This is a genomic window from Kitasatospora sp. NPDC050543, assembly GCF_044457565.1.
Classification (GTDB): domain Bacteria; phylum Actinomycetota; class Actinomycetes; order Streptomycetales; family Streptomycetaceae; genus Kitasatospora.
Genome location: NZ_JBITGZ010000003.1, coordinates 251,603 through 266,233, shown reverse-complemented (window position 1 = coordinate 266,233; position 14,631 = coordinate 251,603). Strand labels below are relative to the sequence as shown.

Genomic DNA, 14,631 nt, shown 5'->3' with positions numbered 1-14,631 from the left:
CACAGTACACACGGGCCGCCGGGGTGGCTCGCCGGAATCAGCCCGCCGGCCGCCAGGCCCGCGCGGCCGCGATTCGGCGGGCCGCGCTGGGGTGGGTGGCGAAGAGCAGCTCCAGCACCCTGGGCGGCTCGACGTCCGCGACGTTGGCGACCGCGAGGCGGCGCTGCATCGCGATGAACTGCTCGGGGTCCCCGGTGAGTTCCAGCGCGTGGCGGTCCGCCCGCGCCTCGATCCGGCGGCTCGCCGCGCACTGCACCGGGCCGGAGAGCGCGCCGAGCAGCGCCGCGCAGGCGGCCAGCAGCGGCAGCGAGCGCGGATCCGCGGCATCGGCCGCCCCGGCGGCGTCGAGCAGCGGGCCCCAGGACATCAGCAGGCCCAGCACGCAGACCGCGACGGCCGCGCCCAGCGCACCGAGCACCGTCCCGGTCAGCACGTCACGGTGCTTGACGTGGCCCAGCTCGTGCGCCACCACCAGCTCCACCTCCCGCGGCTCGGCGGTGCGCAGCAGGGTGTCGTAGGCGACGATCCGGCGGGTGGCGCCCAGCCCCGAGACATAGGCGTTCAGCGCGGTCGTGCGGCGCGAGGCGTCCGCCACCAGGACGTCCCGCACCCGGACGGCGTCCCGCCGGGCCAGCTCCATCAGCGCCTCGCGCAGCGGCCCCTGCTCCATCGGCGTGAAGCGGTTGAACACCGGCTCCACCAGCAGCGGGTACAGGAACGACAGCGCCGCCGTCAGTACCGCCGCCGCCCCCGCCGCCGGCAGCCACCACCGGTTCGGCGACCACGCCGTCAGCGCGTACAGCCCGTACGCGGCGGGCAGCACCAGCAGCAGCGTCAGCGCCAGGCCGCGCAGCACGTCCAGTGCCCAGCCGCCCCAGCCCTGGGTGACCAGGCCGAACACACGCCGAACCGTGCGCACCCGGGCCCCGAACGGCAGCTGCACCGCCTGGCCGAGCAGCACCAGCACGGCTGCCCCCGCCAGCACCTCGGCCGTCCGCGACCCCCCGAACAGCCCACCCGCCGCCGTCACCAGGCCGGCCCCGGCCGGGGTGAGGCCGAGCCCGAGCGACAGCAGCAGCCCCGTCAGCCGGCCGCCCAGCAGCCACGGCACCTGGGCGCGGCGCAGCGCCCGGCCCCTGGCACGTTCGGCCGGGGTGAAGTCGCCGGTCGGGCCGCCGCCGGCGCCGCGCGTCCCGTCGCTGCCGTCGGCGCGGCTGTCACGGTCGGTGGGCATTGCGCTCCTCTGCTGCTGCTCCGCTGCTCGCTGCTCCACGGGGTGCCCCGCGACTTCTGCGGGCACCGGTTCTGCGGGCACCAGCATCGCGCACCACGGCCGCGGCCGGTCGGGCGAGGGCCGTCGCGTAGTCTGTGCGCGCTCGTACCGACCTTCCGGGGGACCTCATGCGCCGTGTCGCGCCCGCTGTCGCACTGCTGATCGGCCTGACCACGGTCGCGGCCTGCGGACCGGACGACCCGGCCCCGGCGCCCGCCGCCGACCGCGCCACGCGGGCCGCCCCCGCCGCGTCCCCGGCCACCGGATCCGCCGATCCTGCCCCGGGCGCGCCGTCGGCGAGCCCCACCGTGCCCCGGCCGGACGGCAGCATCACCGTCGCCTTCGCCGGCGACGTGCACTTCGAGGGCCGCACCGCCGGACGGCTCGCCGTCACCGCACCCGAGCAGGCCCTCGGCCCGATCTCCCGGACCATCTCCGAGGCGGACCTCGCCGTGCTCAACCTGGAGACCGCGATCACCGAGCGCGGCGCCCCCGAGCCCAAGCTCTACACCTTCCGTACCTCACCGAAGGCCCTCACCGCGCTGCGCGACTCCGGGGTGGACGTCGTCTCGCTCGCCAACAACCACGCCGTGGACTTCGGTGCCGACGGCCTGGCCGACACCCTCGCCGCCAAGGAGTCCTCACCGATCCCGGTGGTCGGCCTCGGCCGCAACGCGAAGGAGGCGTACGCACCGTACGTCATCACCATCCGGGGCGTGAAGGTCGCGGTGGTGGCCGCCAGCCAGGTCGAGGATCTCACCAACCAGAAGTGGCGGGCCGGCAGCAACAAGCCCGGCATCGCCTCCGCGCTGGACGCCCCCGCCCTGGTGAAGGCGGTCGAGCAGGCGAAGGCCCAGGCGCCCGTCGTCATCGTCTACCTGCACTGGGGCGAGGAGGGCAAGGCCTGCCCCACCGCCGCGCAGACCGGCCTGGCCAAGAAGCTCGCCACCGCCGGCGCCACCGCCGTGGTCGGCACCCACGCCCACACCATGCTCGGCTCGGGCATGCTCGGCAACACCTACGTCGGTTACGGCTTCGGCAACTTCCTCTGGTACGGCACCTCCGACTACGCCAACTCCAACGAGACCGGTGTCACCACCCTCACCCTGACCGCCGCCGGCAAGGTGACCGCCGAGACCTTCACCCCCGCCCTGGTCGACGACCACGGCGTCCCCACCCCCCGGACCGGCGCCCCCGCCACCGCCGCCCTCCAACGCCGCGACAGCCTCCGCACCTGCACCGGCCTCACCCCGGCCCCGGCCGGCCACTGACCCCGGGGCACCTCAGGGGGCGGGCGACCGCGGAGCGCCGGGAGGCATGAGGCAGGGGGTGGTGACGCTGAGGACCATGCGGTCATCACCCCCGGCGGTGGACGATGTTGTGGCCCCCGAAGCCCACCAGGGCGGGGTTGCCCGGTGTCCAGCCGCCGACGAGCCTGGTCGGGTCGTCGGCGGATTGCCCGACCCATACGTGATTGGGGTCGATGTTGAGCTGGTCGGCCCACGAGACGCCCGTGCCGGGGCTCCCGAGCGCGATGATGTCGCCGGCGTGCAGGCCGCCTTTGTCGCTTGCTGCGGCACCGATCGCGAAGCTGCCGTAGCTGTGGCCGGCGAACGTGAGGTGGCTCTTCAGGTCGCCCCGGGCCACCCGCACCCCCTGCGAGAGCGCCGCATGTCATCGGCGGCGTCCTTCCCCCGGTTGGGTTCGCGGCGCCCGGAAGGCCTTCCGGAGTGTCGTAGCCGAGCCAGGAGATCAACGCGACCTTGATGCCCGGTCACTTCCCGTCGCGGTCCTTGTGGTCCGCCTCGCCGGACTTCCAGTAACCCTTGGCCTGGAGGCTTTCGCGGGTGAGATGGCGTTCGGTCAGGAGGCGGCGGCGGATGGCGGCGACGGCGGTGGACTCGCCGGCGACCCAGGCGGCGGGCCGGCCCGGGGGCAGGGTCGTGGACAGCAGGGCCTCGGTGAGCAGACGGCCCTTGGGGTGGCCGGTGGGGCGGGGGAGCCAGGTGAGCTGTGCGTTGGTGGTGGTGACGGGCTGGGTGTCCGCCGGGTCGGCGATCTCGAAGAAGGCGAACGCGGGGAATCCGGAGGGGAGTTGCTCAAGGATGGACAGGGCGGCCGGCTGGGCGCTCTCGTCGGCGGCGAGCAGGAGGTAGTCCTCGCCGGCGAGCGGCCGCAGGCGGCCGCGTGGGCCGGCGATCCGGGCCCGGGCGCCCGGGCGGGCGGTGGCGGCCCAGCGGGCGAGCGGTCCGTTGCCGTGCAGGACGATGTCGATGTCCACCTCGGCCTGCTCGGGCCGGTGATGGCGGATCGTGTAGGCGCGGGAGACCTCGCCGGAGCCGTCGCCGTCGGGGGAGGGGATGGCCAGTTTGACCCACTGGGTGGGGTGTTCGATGCCGAGCGCGGGCAGCGAGGGTCCGGCCAGGGTGAGCCTGGTGATGGAGGAGGTGAGCGGCGTGACCGCGGTGACCTCGGTGTCGTGGACGGGGCGTCGGCGGGGGAGGGCCAGGCGCATGGAAAGCCTCCTGAAGGAGCGCAGGGGTCGGCGCCGGGCGGGTGAAGCCCGGTGCGGAGAAGGTGGATCAGGCGCCGTGACCGCTGTGACCGCTGGGACCGTTGTGGTCGGCCCGGTCGCGGTGGTCGCGCAGGACGGCGTCGAGCCGCTCGTCGACCAGTGCCGGGTCGATCGGGCCGCGCGCCAGCAGGGCGCGGTAGTAGAGCGGGGCGAGCAGCGCGTCCAGCACGTCCGCGGCGTCCTCGTCGGTGACGGTGCGCTGCGGGTCGAGGCCCGCGAGGCACTGGCGGACCCGCTCGCGGTCCCGGACGGTCAGGTCGTGCAGGAAGTTGCCGTACAGCAAGTCGGCGGTACGGGAGTCGAGTTGGGCGTGCCCGATGAGGGCCTGGAGGACCCGGCCGGCCGGATCCTCGCCGAGGAAGGCCGCGAAGCGGCGCAGGTAGCCGCGCAGCTCGTGCACCGTGTACGCGGCGCCGGCTGCGGGTTCCGGCCAGGTCAGGGCCTCGCCGCCGTCCAGGATCAGGTTGTCGTACAGGATGTCGACCTTGGACTTCCACCAGCGGTAGATGGTCTGCTTGGCGACTCCGGCCCGCGCGGCGATGCCCTCGATGGTCAGGGCCTCGAAGCCGCGTTCCACCAGCAGGTCGTCGGCCGCGTTCAGGACCGCCAGGCGTGCTGCCTCGTTGCGGCGCGTCCCGGTGGCGGGCTGCTGCGCGGCTGTCGGGTCGACCGGCCGGGTGGCGGCGATGGCGCTGGGGTCCTTCCGTACAGGCTGGGGTCGGCGGCGGGGCCGGCCGACGGTCGAGCGTGGGCTCATCGGTGCGGGCTCATTCTGTCACGGGTGCTCGGACGGCCGGGCCGGAGCGGGGGCTGAGCGAGGTCGGCCCCGGCTCCACCCGCCCTCACCGGAGTCCGTCCGGCGTCGCCCCGGCCGGCCGGCGCGCCAGGCTGACCGCGACGACCAGCGCGAGCGCCGCCACCAGGGCGCTGAACACCACCCCCGCCGTCCGCAGATCGCTGGCCTGGATGAGCACGCCGACGCCGATCACCGGGACGGACAGCATCGAGTAGAGGATCGCGAAGAAGGTGGAGACCGCCTCGCCCCGGTGCTGCGGCGGCGTACCCGTGTTGATCGTCGCCAGCCCGTTGCCGACGGCGATGCCGGTGGCCAGCCCGTTGACGGCGGCGCCGAGCAGCAGCGGGGCGAGCGCCTGGCCGAGCAGCGCGCCCGCGGTCAGGGCCGCCGCCGCGACGAGGCCGGTGCAGGCGGCCGGCAGGGCGAGGCGCGGCGGGATCACCCTCGCGAGCAGCTGGCCCAGCGCGGTGCAGGCGAAGGCGAGGAAGACCACCAGGCCGGTGAGGGCCGGGGCGGCGAGGTGCAGCACGGTGGCGAGGAACAGGCCGGTGACGGAGGTGAGGACGCCCAGCACCGCGAAGCCGCAGCCGGCCGCGAGGGCGGCGCGCAGGAAGGCGGCGCGGATCCCGGCGGGGATCCGTAGCGCCTGGAGCCGTGGCCGAAACCTTGGCCTGGGCGGTCGCGGGAGCCCGGCCGGGGCGGGTGCGCTCTCCGGTACCAGCGCGAGCCCCGCCAGTGCGGTGGCCACGGCGGCCAGCACGACGAGCCAGGGCAGTCGCAGCGGCGCGCCGGCCCACTGCGCCAGGGCGCCGGAGAAGAGGGTGCCGCAGGCCAGTCCGCCCATGTTGGCGGTGATGGCGACAGCCTGGGCGCGCGGCCGGCGCTCGGGGGGTGCGAGGTCGAGCAGGGCGGCGGTGGCGCTGCCGGTGACGAGTGCGGCGGAGAGGCCGGACAGCACGCGGGCGCCGAGCAGCCAGGCCAGGCCGTCGGCGGCGGCGAACAGGGCGGCGGCGACGGCCGAGAGCAGCAGGGCGACGGCCAGTACCGGGCGGCGTCCGATCTCGTCGGAGAGCCGGCCGAAGGCGAGCAGCCCGGCGACCACGCCCGCCGCGTACACCGCGAAGATCACCGTCACCATCAGCGGGGAGAAGCCGAAGGCGTGCTGGTAGAGCGGGTAGAGCGGGGTGGGGACGGTGGTGCCCGCCATGGTGGCCCAGAAGGCGAGGGCGATGGCGGGGGTGGCGAGGGCGCGTGGGCGGCGGCGCTGCGGCAGCGGTGACAGCGGTGGCGGTGGTGACACGTCGGTGGTGGTCATGCGGGCCGCTCCTGAAGGTAGACGCAACGTTGCGTTGCGCATGAACCTAGCACTGGACGCAACGTTGCGTCCAGGTTGACCGGGACTCTTCGAGCAGCCGGGCCCACGTCAGGTGTGGTGTTCTGGAGGAGGGGGATCAGTCGCATCCGGGAGGAACACCCGTGCAACGCCGCTCAGTCGCCGCCGTGCCGGCGCTCGCCCTGATCCTCGTGCTCGGGCCCGTCACCGCGGGCTGCTCCTCGGGCGCATCCGGCCAGTCCGGCGCATCCGGCGCTTCCGGCGCGTCCGCCTCCGCCCCGACCGACCTGCTGAGTGTGAGCGGTACCGTCGGCCAGGACCTCAACACGCCCTGGGGGATGGCCGTGCTGCCCGGCGGCGACGTCCTGGTCAACTCCCGCGACACCGGCACCATCACCCGGATCGCCGCCGACGGCACCAAGACGAACCTGGGCACCGTCCCCGGCGTCGTCCCCGGCGGCGAGGCCGGCCTGCTCGGCCTCGCCCTCTCCCCGGACTACGCCACCGACCACCTGCTCTACGTCTACTACACGTCCGACAGCGACAACCGCATCGCGCGCCTGACCTACGACCCGCAGCAGCCCGCCGGCTCCCAACTCGGCGCCCCGCAGCCGATCCTGACGAGCATCCCGAAGGGCAGCAACCACGACGGCGGCCGGATCGCGTTCGGCCCGGACGGCATGCTGTACGCGGGCACCGGCGAGAGCGGCCACACCGAGCTGTCCCAGAACCTGGACTCGCTCGGCGGCAAGATCCTGCGGATGACCCCGGACGGTGCACCCGCCCCGGGCAACCCCTTCGCCGGCTCGGTCGTCTACTCCTACGGCCACCGCAACGTCCAGGGCCTCGCCTGGGACGACCAGGGCCGGCTCTGGGCATCGGAGTTCGGCCAGAACCTCTGGGACGAGCTCAACCTGATCAAGCCCGGCGGCAACTACGGCTGGCCCGAGATCGAGGGCACCGGCAACCGCGCCGGCTTCATCGACCCGGTCGCGACCTGGCACCCCAACGTCGCCTCGCCGAGCGGCATCGCCTACGCCGACGGGGCGATCTGGATGGCCGCGCTGCGCGGCTCGGCGCTGTGGCGCATCCCGCTCGCCGGCACGGCCACGGCCGGGCCGCCGCAGCCGTTCCTGCCGACCACCTACGGGCGCCTGCGCACCGTCGTCAACGACGGCGCCAACACCCTGCTGCTCAGCACCAGCAACACCGACGGCCGCGGCACGCCCCAGCCCGGTGACGACCGGATCCTGCGCCTGACCGTCCGGCCCTGAGGCCGCCGCCCACCCGCTGCTCGCCACGCTCGCCCCGGCGCGACCCCGGGCCGTTCGCCCGCCGAAGCACCCCTTCGTGTGCCGACCGGCCGTCGGCCGGCGGCCGACGGGCTGTCACGGCGGACCGCGCATTCACCCGTTCGGCGCTATCCGTACCGACCGGGACAAACCCCGCCCGATCGATTGTCAGTGCGGGCCGCTACGTTCCTCGCGTTGCAGTTCAGCAGCTGGGAGGAGAGCCGACGTGGCGTGGGTGGCAGCGGGATCGGGTGGCCATGAGGTCACGCTCGGGGCGGACGGCAAGGTGGTGTGCCGCAACGCGGCGGGCCGTCAGCTGAAGAGCGTCCCACCCAAGCTGGCGGACGACCCGGCCCTCACCGGCCTGCGGCAGCTCACCGAGTGGCTCGCCGGCCACCGGGAGCGCTGCCGGCAGGACGTCGAACGCTGGATGGTGCGCTCGCTGCCGGTGCCGGCCGCCGTGATCACCGCGGTCTGGGCGGACGAGGCCTGGCAGGAGGTGCTGCGCGACCTGGTGGTGACGGGCGCGGACGGTGAGGTGGCCGGCTTCCTGCGCGGCGCCGACCCGGAGCGCGGCATCGGCGTGGTCGACCTCGACGGGGACACCGTCCGGCTGGCCGGCGCGGAGATCCGCATACCGCACCCCGTCCTGCTGGAGGACTTGGACGAGCTGCGCGAGTTCGCCGTCGAACTGGGCGTCTCCCAGCAGGTGCAGCAGCTCTACCGCGAGGTCTGGCACCGCCCGGAGGGCCGGGAGCCGACGGCCACCGAGGTCACCGAGTACGCCGGCGGGCGCTACAAGGAGCTGCGCGAGCTGCTCGGCCGCTGCGCCCGGCTCGGGTACCGGGTCCGCGGCGGGTACGCGGTCGTCCCGGTGGTGGAGGCCGGCGTGCCGCTGGAGGCCCGGCTCTGGGTCGGCGACTACTACGAATACGACGCCTGCGAGACGGGCTCGCTGAGCTGGACGAACACCGACGGCAAGGTGCTGCCGCTCGGCTCGGTCGGGCCGGTGGCCTGGTCCGAGGGGATGCGGATGGCCGCCGGGCTGTACGCCGGGCGCACGATCGATGGGGAGGACGCGGCATGACCGCCGATCAGAACGAGCTGCTGCTCGACGCCGGGGCCGTGCTCCCGGCCGGCACCCTGACCGGGGCCGGACAACCGGACAGCGCGGCGGACGTGCTCACCGCCCGCAGTTACACCCACCCGGTGCTCGGGGAGCGCCGCGTCGTACGGCTGGTGCCCGGTGCGCTCGGCCCCGCCGAGGACCTGGCGCTGGACTTCCTGGGTCTGGCCCCGGCCCCGGCCACGGAGCCGGTCGAGGTCGGCCAGGTCCGCCAGGAGGCGCTGGGCTTTCCCGCCTGGGCCCTGGTGCACGACCCGGCCAACGGCCACCACGCGCTCGCGCTGGTCAAGGAGATGGAGCGGCTCGGCCGGCAGGCCAAGTCCAAGCCCGGCCACGCCAAGGACGGCTTCGAGGCGCTCGCCGTGCGCCTGGGCCGCTCCGTGCCGCACTTCCTGCCGACGTACTGCGAGCAGGTCGCCCGGGCGTTCCTCGACCAGGGCAATCAGACCTACGCGGCCACGTTCTTCGGCCGGGCCCGCGAGGCCGAGCGCACCTACGGCCTGGAGATCGACGAGGAGCGGCTGCGCGCCGTCTTCCTGGAGTTCGCCCTCGCCGGCGCGCTGACCGTCAAGGCGCTGCGCCAGTACGTCCGCGAACTCAGCAGCCGGCTCGACCCGCTGACCGCCTGGCAGCGCTTCCGCCAGCTGTGCGCCGAGCGCTCGGCCGCCGGCATGGCGCCGTACGCCGGCGTCGCCGAGGACGCCCGGACCTTGATCAAGGCCGCCGGGCTGGACCGCGCCGAGCACGAGCAGGCCCTGCTCGCCGAACTCCTCGCCTCACCCGCCGTCAACCGCGCCCCGAACGCGTTCTGGAAGTCCTGGCGAAGCGCGCTGATCGAGCTCGCCCGGCGCGACGAGAGCGTGCGCGCCCGCCTGCTGGAGATCCTGCCCACCCCGTCCGGCTCCGGCGGCGAGGACAGCAGCGACGACGCCTGGCTCGCGGTCCTCGCCGAGAGCGGCGCCGAGCGCCTGCTCACCGGCCCGCGCCAGGAGGGCGCCGAGCCCGCGGCGGCCTGGCTCCAGCGCTGGTCCGCCCACCTCGGCCGCGGCTGGCGCAGCCGCGACGCCAGCGGGGCGACCATCGAGCTGGCCGGGCGGATGGCCGAGCGGCTGCGCGCCGACGCCGTGCCGGTGAGCCTGCTCGGCGACCGCCGCCGGCGCAACGCCACCGAACTCGGCCTGCTGGACGTGCTGCTCGCCGAGCGGGTGCCCGTCGCCGACCCGCCGGGGGAGTTCTCGTTCGACCTGCCGGCCTGGGTGCGCCTGGGCGGCCCCGGCCGGCGTGACCTCGCCGCCCTCGCCGCCGACCCGCGCTTCCGGGCGGCGCTCAAGGCCGCCACGCCGGAGGTCTGGACGGAGGACGCGCAGTCGCAGGCCACCGCCGTGCTGGCCGGCGCCCCGGTGCTGCGCGAGCTGTTCGTGGAGTGGGCCGACGACCGGGCCGACGAACTCCTCGCCGCCCGCGGCCTGGCCGGCGCCCGGACGTTGCTGATCGCGCTGCGGCCCAACCGCCCCGCCATCACGGCCGCCAACCCGCGCGCCGCCGAACGGATAGCGGGCCTGGACGTCGCCGCGCTGCTCGGCCGCGCCCTGCGCGCCGGCATCACGGACGAGCTCGGCTGGCCCGCCCTGGAGGAGGGCCTGCGCCGGCTCGGGGTCGAGACGAGCGCCGCCCCGGGCGTCCCCCGGGGCAAGGCCTCCCTCGACGGTCTGATGATCGAGGACGCCTGGCCGCAGCTCATCCTCACCCGGCAGGACAAGGCCGTGGTGGTCGGCCCGGATCAGGTCCTGCTGGAGCACGACCTGCGGGTGCCCGACAAGCTCGACCGCTGGCGCCGGCCCCGGCTGCGGTACGTGGACGGCGAACTGCTGGTCGCCTGGTACCACGACGGCGCCCAGCGGGCGTACTGGTCCAACCGGCCCGCCGAGGTCTTCCAACTGGAGGGCGAGTGGCTGGTCGGCTACCACCACGGTGACTCCCTGGAGCCGAGCTCCGTCCCGCTGCCCGGCGGCGGCCGGGCGACCGGTGGCCGTGTGCTGCACGCGGGCGACACCCGGATGCCCGTCGAGCGCAAGCTGCTCAGCGACGGCACCGGCTACTGGACCACCCGCTACAGCAACGGCCGGGTCGTGCTGGAGGAGCACGACCCGGCGACGGGCACAGCCGGGCGTGCCTGCGTGCCGCCGCTGTTCGCCGGCTCCGAGAGCCACGGCGAACTGCAGCCCGAGCACTCCCGCCTGCTGCCGATGCAGCCCGGCCTGGAGGGCACCCCGCTCGGCACCGACGGCCGCGTCCTCGGCAGCTGGGTCCGCAGCACGGGCGGCCGGGTCACCGCGATCGGCCCCGACGGCCGCACCGCCGTCCTGGCCCACCCGGCCCGCCGGCTGACCAGGCATCCGGTCGCCCCCCTCGGACTGCCGGCCGGGGCTGCTCCGCTGCTCGTCCAGGAGTCGAACGGGCTCTCGCTCAGCCTCCCCGACGGCGGCGCCGCCCCGGCGCAGCTGCTCGCCGAGCTCGCCCCCGGCAAGCCCGGTGAGCTGCACGCCGCCGGCACCGCGCTGGTGCCGCCGCTCGACCACTGGCACGCCCTGCGCCCGCGTGACGAGCGGGGCTCCGCACTGCTGCGCACGGTCACCGACGCCCAGGCCGCCGAACTGCTCGACGCCGCCTGGCCGGTGGACCAGGAGCAGCCCGCCGAGCACGAGCGGCGCTGGCTCACCGTCCAGGGCGTGCGGCGGCCCCTGGCCCGCAGCAAGCGAGCCAAGTCCGCGGTGCCCGTCCAGGCCGTCGCCGCCGTCCTGCCCGAGCTCGCCCACCCCCTGCTGACCGCCGGCGTGGCGGGCCTGGCCAGGCTCGCCGCCGACACCCTCGACCGGGCCGCCCGCTTCGTCCGGCAGCCCGAGGCCGAACCGGCCGCGAAGCGTGGCAAGAAGAAGGCGTCCGCCGCGCCGTACCGGCCCGAGCACGGCCGGGACCATGAGCTGCGCGACGCCGTCGCGGCGGTGCTGCCCGGCGTCGGCGGCTTCGGCAACTCCTGGGGCAGCGAGGCCAGCTGGCACGTCCTCGCCAACCTGCGGGCCGTCGGCGCCGTGCTCGCCGACCGGCGCGCGACCGGCAGCGCCGGCGCGGGCGACGTGGCGCCCGTCGCCTGGACCACCGACCCCCAGCGCCTGGAGTTGGAGGGCCAGAGCACCCACTACGGCTGGGTCAAGCTGCTGGGCCGGCTCGGGTCGCTCGCCCTCGCCGGTGCCGGCCCCGCCGCCGAGCCGGCCGTGCGCGCCACCTTCGCCCTGCTGCTCACCGAGCTGGCCACCCCCGGCCTGCTCGCCCCGGCGGGCACCCTGCGGGAGGTCACGCTCAGCGAGGCTCTCGACCCCGCACGCAAGAACGACAAGCACACCAAGCGGGTCGGGCAGGTCCTGCGCCGCGGCGGGCGGACGGTCGTCATCCTCGCCTGCCACCGGCACGTCGGCGACGAGGTGCACTGGCTCGCCCTGGACCACGACCCGTCCGGCGCGTTCGGCCCGGTGGCCGGCCTCGGCATCCACGAGGAGCGGCGGATCGACGAATCGCTGACGGCCGACTGGATCGCCCGCTTCAGCGCGCTGCTGAGCGAGCACGGCGCCGCCCCCTGGGCCGCCGGGCCGGCCGCCGCCTTCGGCGAGGCCACCGGCATCGGCCGCTCCCGCGCCATCCTGCTGCTCGGCGCGGTGCCCGGCCTGCACCGCTGGTACGGGACGTTCCTGACCACCGCGCAGCTCAAGGAGGCCGGCCTCAAGGCCGCCGAGGCCGGCGCCGCCCGCACCTGGCTGCGCGCCCTGCGCCACGAGGACCTGCACGCCGTCTGGGCGGCGCTGCTGCCCGCCGAGCCCGAGCAGCTCTGGAAGGAGGGTCCCGACGTCGCCGCCGGCTCCACGGCCTGGCTCGCCAGGATCGGACGGATCGTCACGCTGCCCGAGTCCGCCCAGGCCACCGTCCAGGGCGCCACCGTCGAGTCGGTGGAGGCGATGCTCAACCCCGCCCGCACCGCCTGGCTCGCCCGCACCACCCAGCAGCGGCTGCGGACGGTCGAGAACGGCTCCGACCAGCAGCTCACCGCCGAGGACCCGGGCGCGATCCCCGGCCGCAACGACCTCTCCGGCGCCGTCCGGGCCCTGCGCTGGCTCGCCTACCACCTCCCGTACGGGGACGCGCTGCGCCCGCTGCTGCCGAAGGCCCTGGCGGCCGTCCGGGCCCGGCTCGCCGACCCCGGGCTGCTGCTCGACTACGACCTGGTACACACCGTCAAGGGTGATCCGCTCGGCCCGGTGCTGCGCACCCACGCCGGACTGCCCGCGGAGGGCGGCGCCGGCAGTGACGGGCTGGTCCGCTGCGGCGACGCCCTGGTGCTCGGCCCCGGCCACGCGGGCGAGACGGCCTACCTGCGCCCGGCCGGCCTCGCCGGCCCGGACGATCCGCTGTTCGACCTGCTGGGCGGCCTCTACAGCGGCTACTGGTTCCACACCGAGGGGCCCGCGCTGCGGGCGATCCTCGGCCCGGAGCTGGAGCGGCTGGTCAACGACGACCGGCCCGGGCAGCCGGGCTGGGCGCACGACCCGCAGCTCAGCACGCCCGAGCTGGTCACCGAGGTCGCCGAGCGGCATGGCCTCGGCGAGGACGCCGCGGCGCTCTACCTCCAGCTCCTGGCCCTGCCCGACCCCACCGACCGCAACGTCGCCCGCTGGACGGGCTGGAAGCCCGCCAGGCTGAAGCGGGCCCGCACCGAACTCGCCGCCACCGACCTGGTGCTGGAGGCCAAGCGGGCCAGGGCCGGCCGCAGCCTCTTCCTGCCCGGCGGCTGGCAGGAGGCCAAGGCCCCCGCCCTGCCGGTGGAGACCTGGAAGGCAGGCCTGTACGAACTCGCCACCCACCACGTCGAACTGCCGCAGCTGACCGTCGCCGAGCTGTTCGCCCGCGCCTGGCAGCGCGTCGGCGAGGGCGACGTCCCCGGTTACGAAGAACTCCAGACCAGCAAGCGCAGGAAGGGCCGCCGATGAGCACCGCGACCACCCCCGGTACCGCCGTCACCACCGGCACGACCACGACCGCTGCGGGCAGCGGCGCCGCCGGCGCCGCCGCGCGCCAGATCGTCCCGCCGGAGGAGAGGTACGCCGCCGAGCTGGAGTTCCTCGCCGCCCACGACGGCGGCCCCCGCCCGCCCGGCTGGCGGCTCACCCCGCGCGCCGTCGTCACCTTCGTCATGGGCAGCGCCGGCGAGAAGCTCAAGGCCGGCCGCCGGAGCCTGGTGATCGAACCCAAGTTCGTCGGCGAGCGAGCCCTCGTCGAACGCTGCGTCGTCACCCTCGCCGGCGAGCGCGGCCTGCTGCTCGTCGGCGAGCCCGGCACCGCCAAGTCGATGCTCTCCGAGCTGCTCGCCGCCGCCGTCTGCGGCACCAGCGCGCTCACCGTCCAGGGCACCGCGGGCACCACCGAGGACCAGCTCAAGTACGGCTGGAACTACGCCCTGCTGTTGGCCAAGGGCCCCAGCCGGGACGCGCTGGTGCCCTCCCCGGTCCTCACCGCGATGACCACCGGGGCCGTCGCCCGGGTCGAGGAGGTCACCCGCTGCCTGCCCGAGGTGCAGGACGCCCTGGTCTCGCTGCTCTCCGAACGACGCATCGCCGTACCGGAGTTGGCCGGAACGCCGGACGGACTGCTGCACGCCGCCGCCGGCTTCACCCTGATCGCCACCGCCAACCTGCGGGACAAGGGCGTCTCCGAGATGTCGGCGGCCCTCAAGCGCCGGTTCAACTTCGAGACGGTCGGCCCGATCGGCAGCCTCGACGCCGAGGTCGATCTGGTACGCCGCCAGTCCGCCGCCGCCGTTGCCCGAGCCGGAGCGTCGTACGCCGTGGACGACGCCGTGCTGGAGGCGCTCGTCACCGCCTTCCGTGACCTGCGCACCGGCCGTTCCACCGAAGGCTGGGACGTCGAGCGCCCCTCCACCGTGATGAGCACCGCCGAAGCCGTCTCGGTGGCCACCGCCCTCGGCGTCGGCGCCGCGTACCTGCCCGACGGCGGGGACGTCCTCGCCCGGCTGCCCGGCCAGCTGATCGGCGTGGTCCGCAAGGACGACCCGGCCGACGCCGCCCGGCTGCTCGGCTACTGGGACGGCCCGGTCCGTCGCCGGGCCGAGCAGGGCGCGGCCACCTGGCGCACCCTGTGGGACCAGCGCGCGGCACTGGAGGCCTGAACCG

At 75.4% G+C, this 14,631-nt stretch carries 10 protein-coding genes; 5 read left to right on the top strand and 5 right to left on the bottom strand.

Annotated features, from left to right (window positions below; genetic code table 11):
• Positions 1–37 precede the first annotated feature (37 nt).
• Complete coding sequence (locus ACIBH3_RS05540) at positions 38–1,234, bottom strand: M48 family metalloprotease (RefSeq protein ID WP_396310574.1); 1,197 nt, start codon at positions 1,232–1,234, stop codon at positions 38–40.
• A 167-nt stretch (positions 1,235–1,401) separates the two neighbouring features.
• Here ACIBH3_RS05540 and ACIBH3_RS05535 point away from each other — a divergent pair, with 167 nt between their 5' ends.
• Positions 1,402–2,544: a CapA family protein gene (locus tag ACIBH3_RS05535; protein WP_396310573.1), complete on the top strand. Its 1,143-nt coding sequence runs from the start codon at positions 1,402–1,404 to the stop codon at positions 2,542–2,544.
• Between the two features lie 85 nt (positions 2,545–2,629).
• On the opposite strand, the gene ACIBH3_RS05530 is transcribed toward ACIBH3_RS05535, so the two are convergent.
• The 4 genes from ACIBH3_RS05530 to ACIBH3_RS05515 form a co-directional block, all read right to left on the bottom strand.
• Positions 2,630–2,920 (bottom strand): alpha/beta hydrolase, encoded by a 291-nt coding sequence (locus ACIBH3_RS05530; RefSeq protein WP_396310572.1) that lies wholly within the window; start codon positions 2,918–2,920, stop codon positions 2,630–2,632.
• A 127-nt stretch (positions 2,921–3,047) separates the two neighbouring features.
• Entirely contained in the window at positions 3,048–3,788 is a 741-nt protein-coding gene (locus ACIBH3_RS05525) for a siderophore-interacting protein (protein WP_396310571.1), read from the bottom strand.
• Between the two features lie 67 nt (positions 3,789–3,855).
• On the bottom strand, positions 3,856–4,605 hold the full coding sequence (locus ACIBH3_RS05520) for a TetR/AcrR family transcriptional regulator (protein ID WP_396310570.1): 750 nt from the start codon (positions 4,603–4,605) through the stop codon (positions 3,856–3,858).
• 85 nt (positions 4,606–4,690) lie between these two features.
• Entirely contained in the window at positions 4,691–5,959 is a 1,269-nt protein-coding gene (locus ACIBH3_RS05515; protein WP_396310569.1) for an MFS transporter, read from the bottom strand.
• A gap of 161 nt (positions 5,960–6,120) precedes the next feature.
• On the opposite strand from ACIBH3_RS05515, the gene ACIBH3_RS05510 reads away from it, so the two are divergent.
• The 4 genes from ACIBH3_RS05510 (at position 6,121) to ACIBH3_RS05495 (ending at position 14,627) form a co-directional block, all read left to right on the top strand.
• The gene (locus tag ACIBH3_RS05510) at positions 6,121–7,251 is read left to right on the top strand and encodes a PQQ-dependent sugar dehydrogenase (RefSeq protein ID WP_396310568.1); all 1,131 of its coding nucleotides are present in this window, start codon (positions 6,121–6,123) and stop codon (positions 7,249–7,251) included.
• Positions 7,252–7,495: 244 nt separating this feature from the next.
• On the top strand, positions 7,496–8,356 hold the full coding sequence (locus ACIBH3_RS05505) for a DUF4132 domain-containing protein (RefSeq protein ID WP_396310567.1): 861 nt from the start codon (positions 7,496–7,498) through the stop codon (positions 8,354–8,356).
• The gene (locus ACIBH3_RS05500) at positions 8,353–13,431 is read left to right on the top strand and encodes a hypothetical protein (protein WP_396310566.1); all 5,079 of its coding nucleotides are present in this window, start codon (positions 8,353–8,355) and stop codon (positions 13,429–13,431) included. The genes ACIBH3_RS05505 and ACIBH3_RS05500 overlap by 4 nt, the downstream gene beginning before the upstream one ends.
• Positions 13,428–14,627 carry an AAA family ATPase gene (locus ACIBH3_RS05495; RefSeq protein WP_396310565.1) on the top strand — a complete coding sequence of 400 codons (1,200 nt, stop codon included), beginning with the start codon at positions 13,428–13,430 and terminating at the stop codon, positions 14,625–14,627. The genes ACIBH3_RS05500 and ACIBH3_RS05495 overlap by 4 nt, the downstream gene beginning before the upstream one ends.
• Positions 14,628–14,631: the final 4 nt, after the last annotated feature.

Excerpts from the sequence above, each read along its gene's own strand:
- ACIBH3_RS05540 (WP_396310574.1), bottom strand. The coding sequence starts at position 1,234 with ATGCCCACCGACCGTGACAGCCGCGCCGACGGCAGCGACGGGACGCGC.
- ACIBH3_RS05535 (WP_396310573.1), top strand. The coding sequence starts at position 1,402 with ATGCGCCGTGTCGCGCCCGCTGTCGCACTGCTGATCGGCCTGACCACG.
- ACIBH3_RS05525 (WP_396310571.1), bottom strand. The coding sequence starts at position 3,788 with ATGCGCCTGGCCCTCCCCCGCCGACGCCCCGTCCACGACACCGAGGTC.
- ACIBH3_RS05520 (WP_396310570.1), bottom strand. The coding sequence starts at position 4,605 with ATGAGCCCACGCTCGACCGTCGGCCGGCCCCGCCGCCGACCCCAGCCT.
- ACIBH3_RS05515 (WP_396310569.1), bottom strand. The coding sequence starts at position 5,959 with ATGACCACCACCGACGTGTCACCACCGCCACCGCTGTCACCGCTGCCG.
- ACIBH3_RS05500 (WP_396310566.1), top strand. The coding sequence starts at position 8,353 with ATGACCGCCGATCAGAACGAGCTGCTGCTCGACGCCGGGGCCGTGCTC.
- ACIBH3_RS05495 (WP_396310565.1), top strand. The coding sequence starts at position 13,428 with ATGAGCACCGCGACCACCCCCGGTACCGCCGTCACCACCGGCACGACC.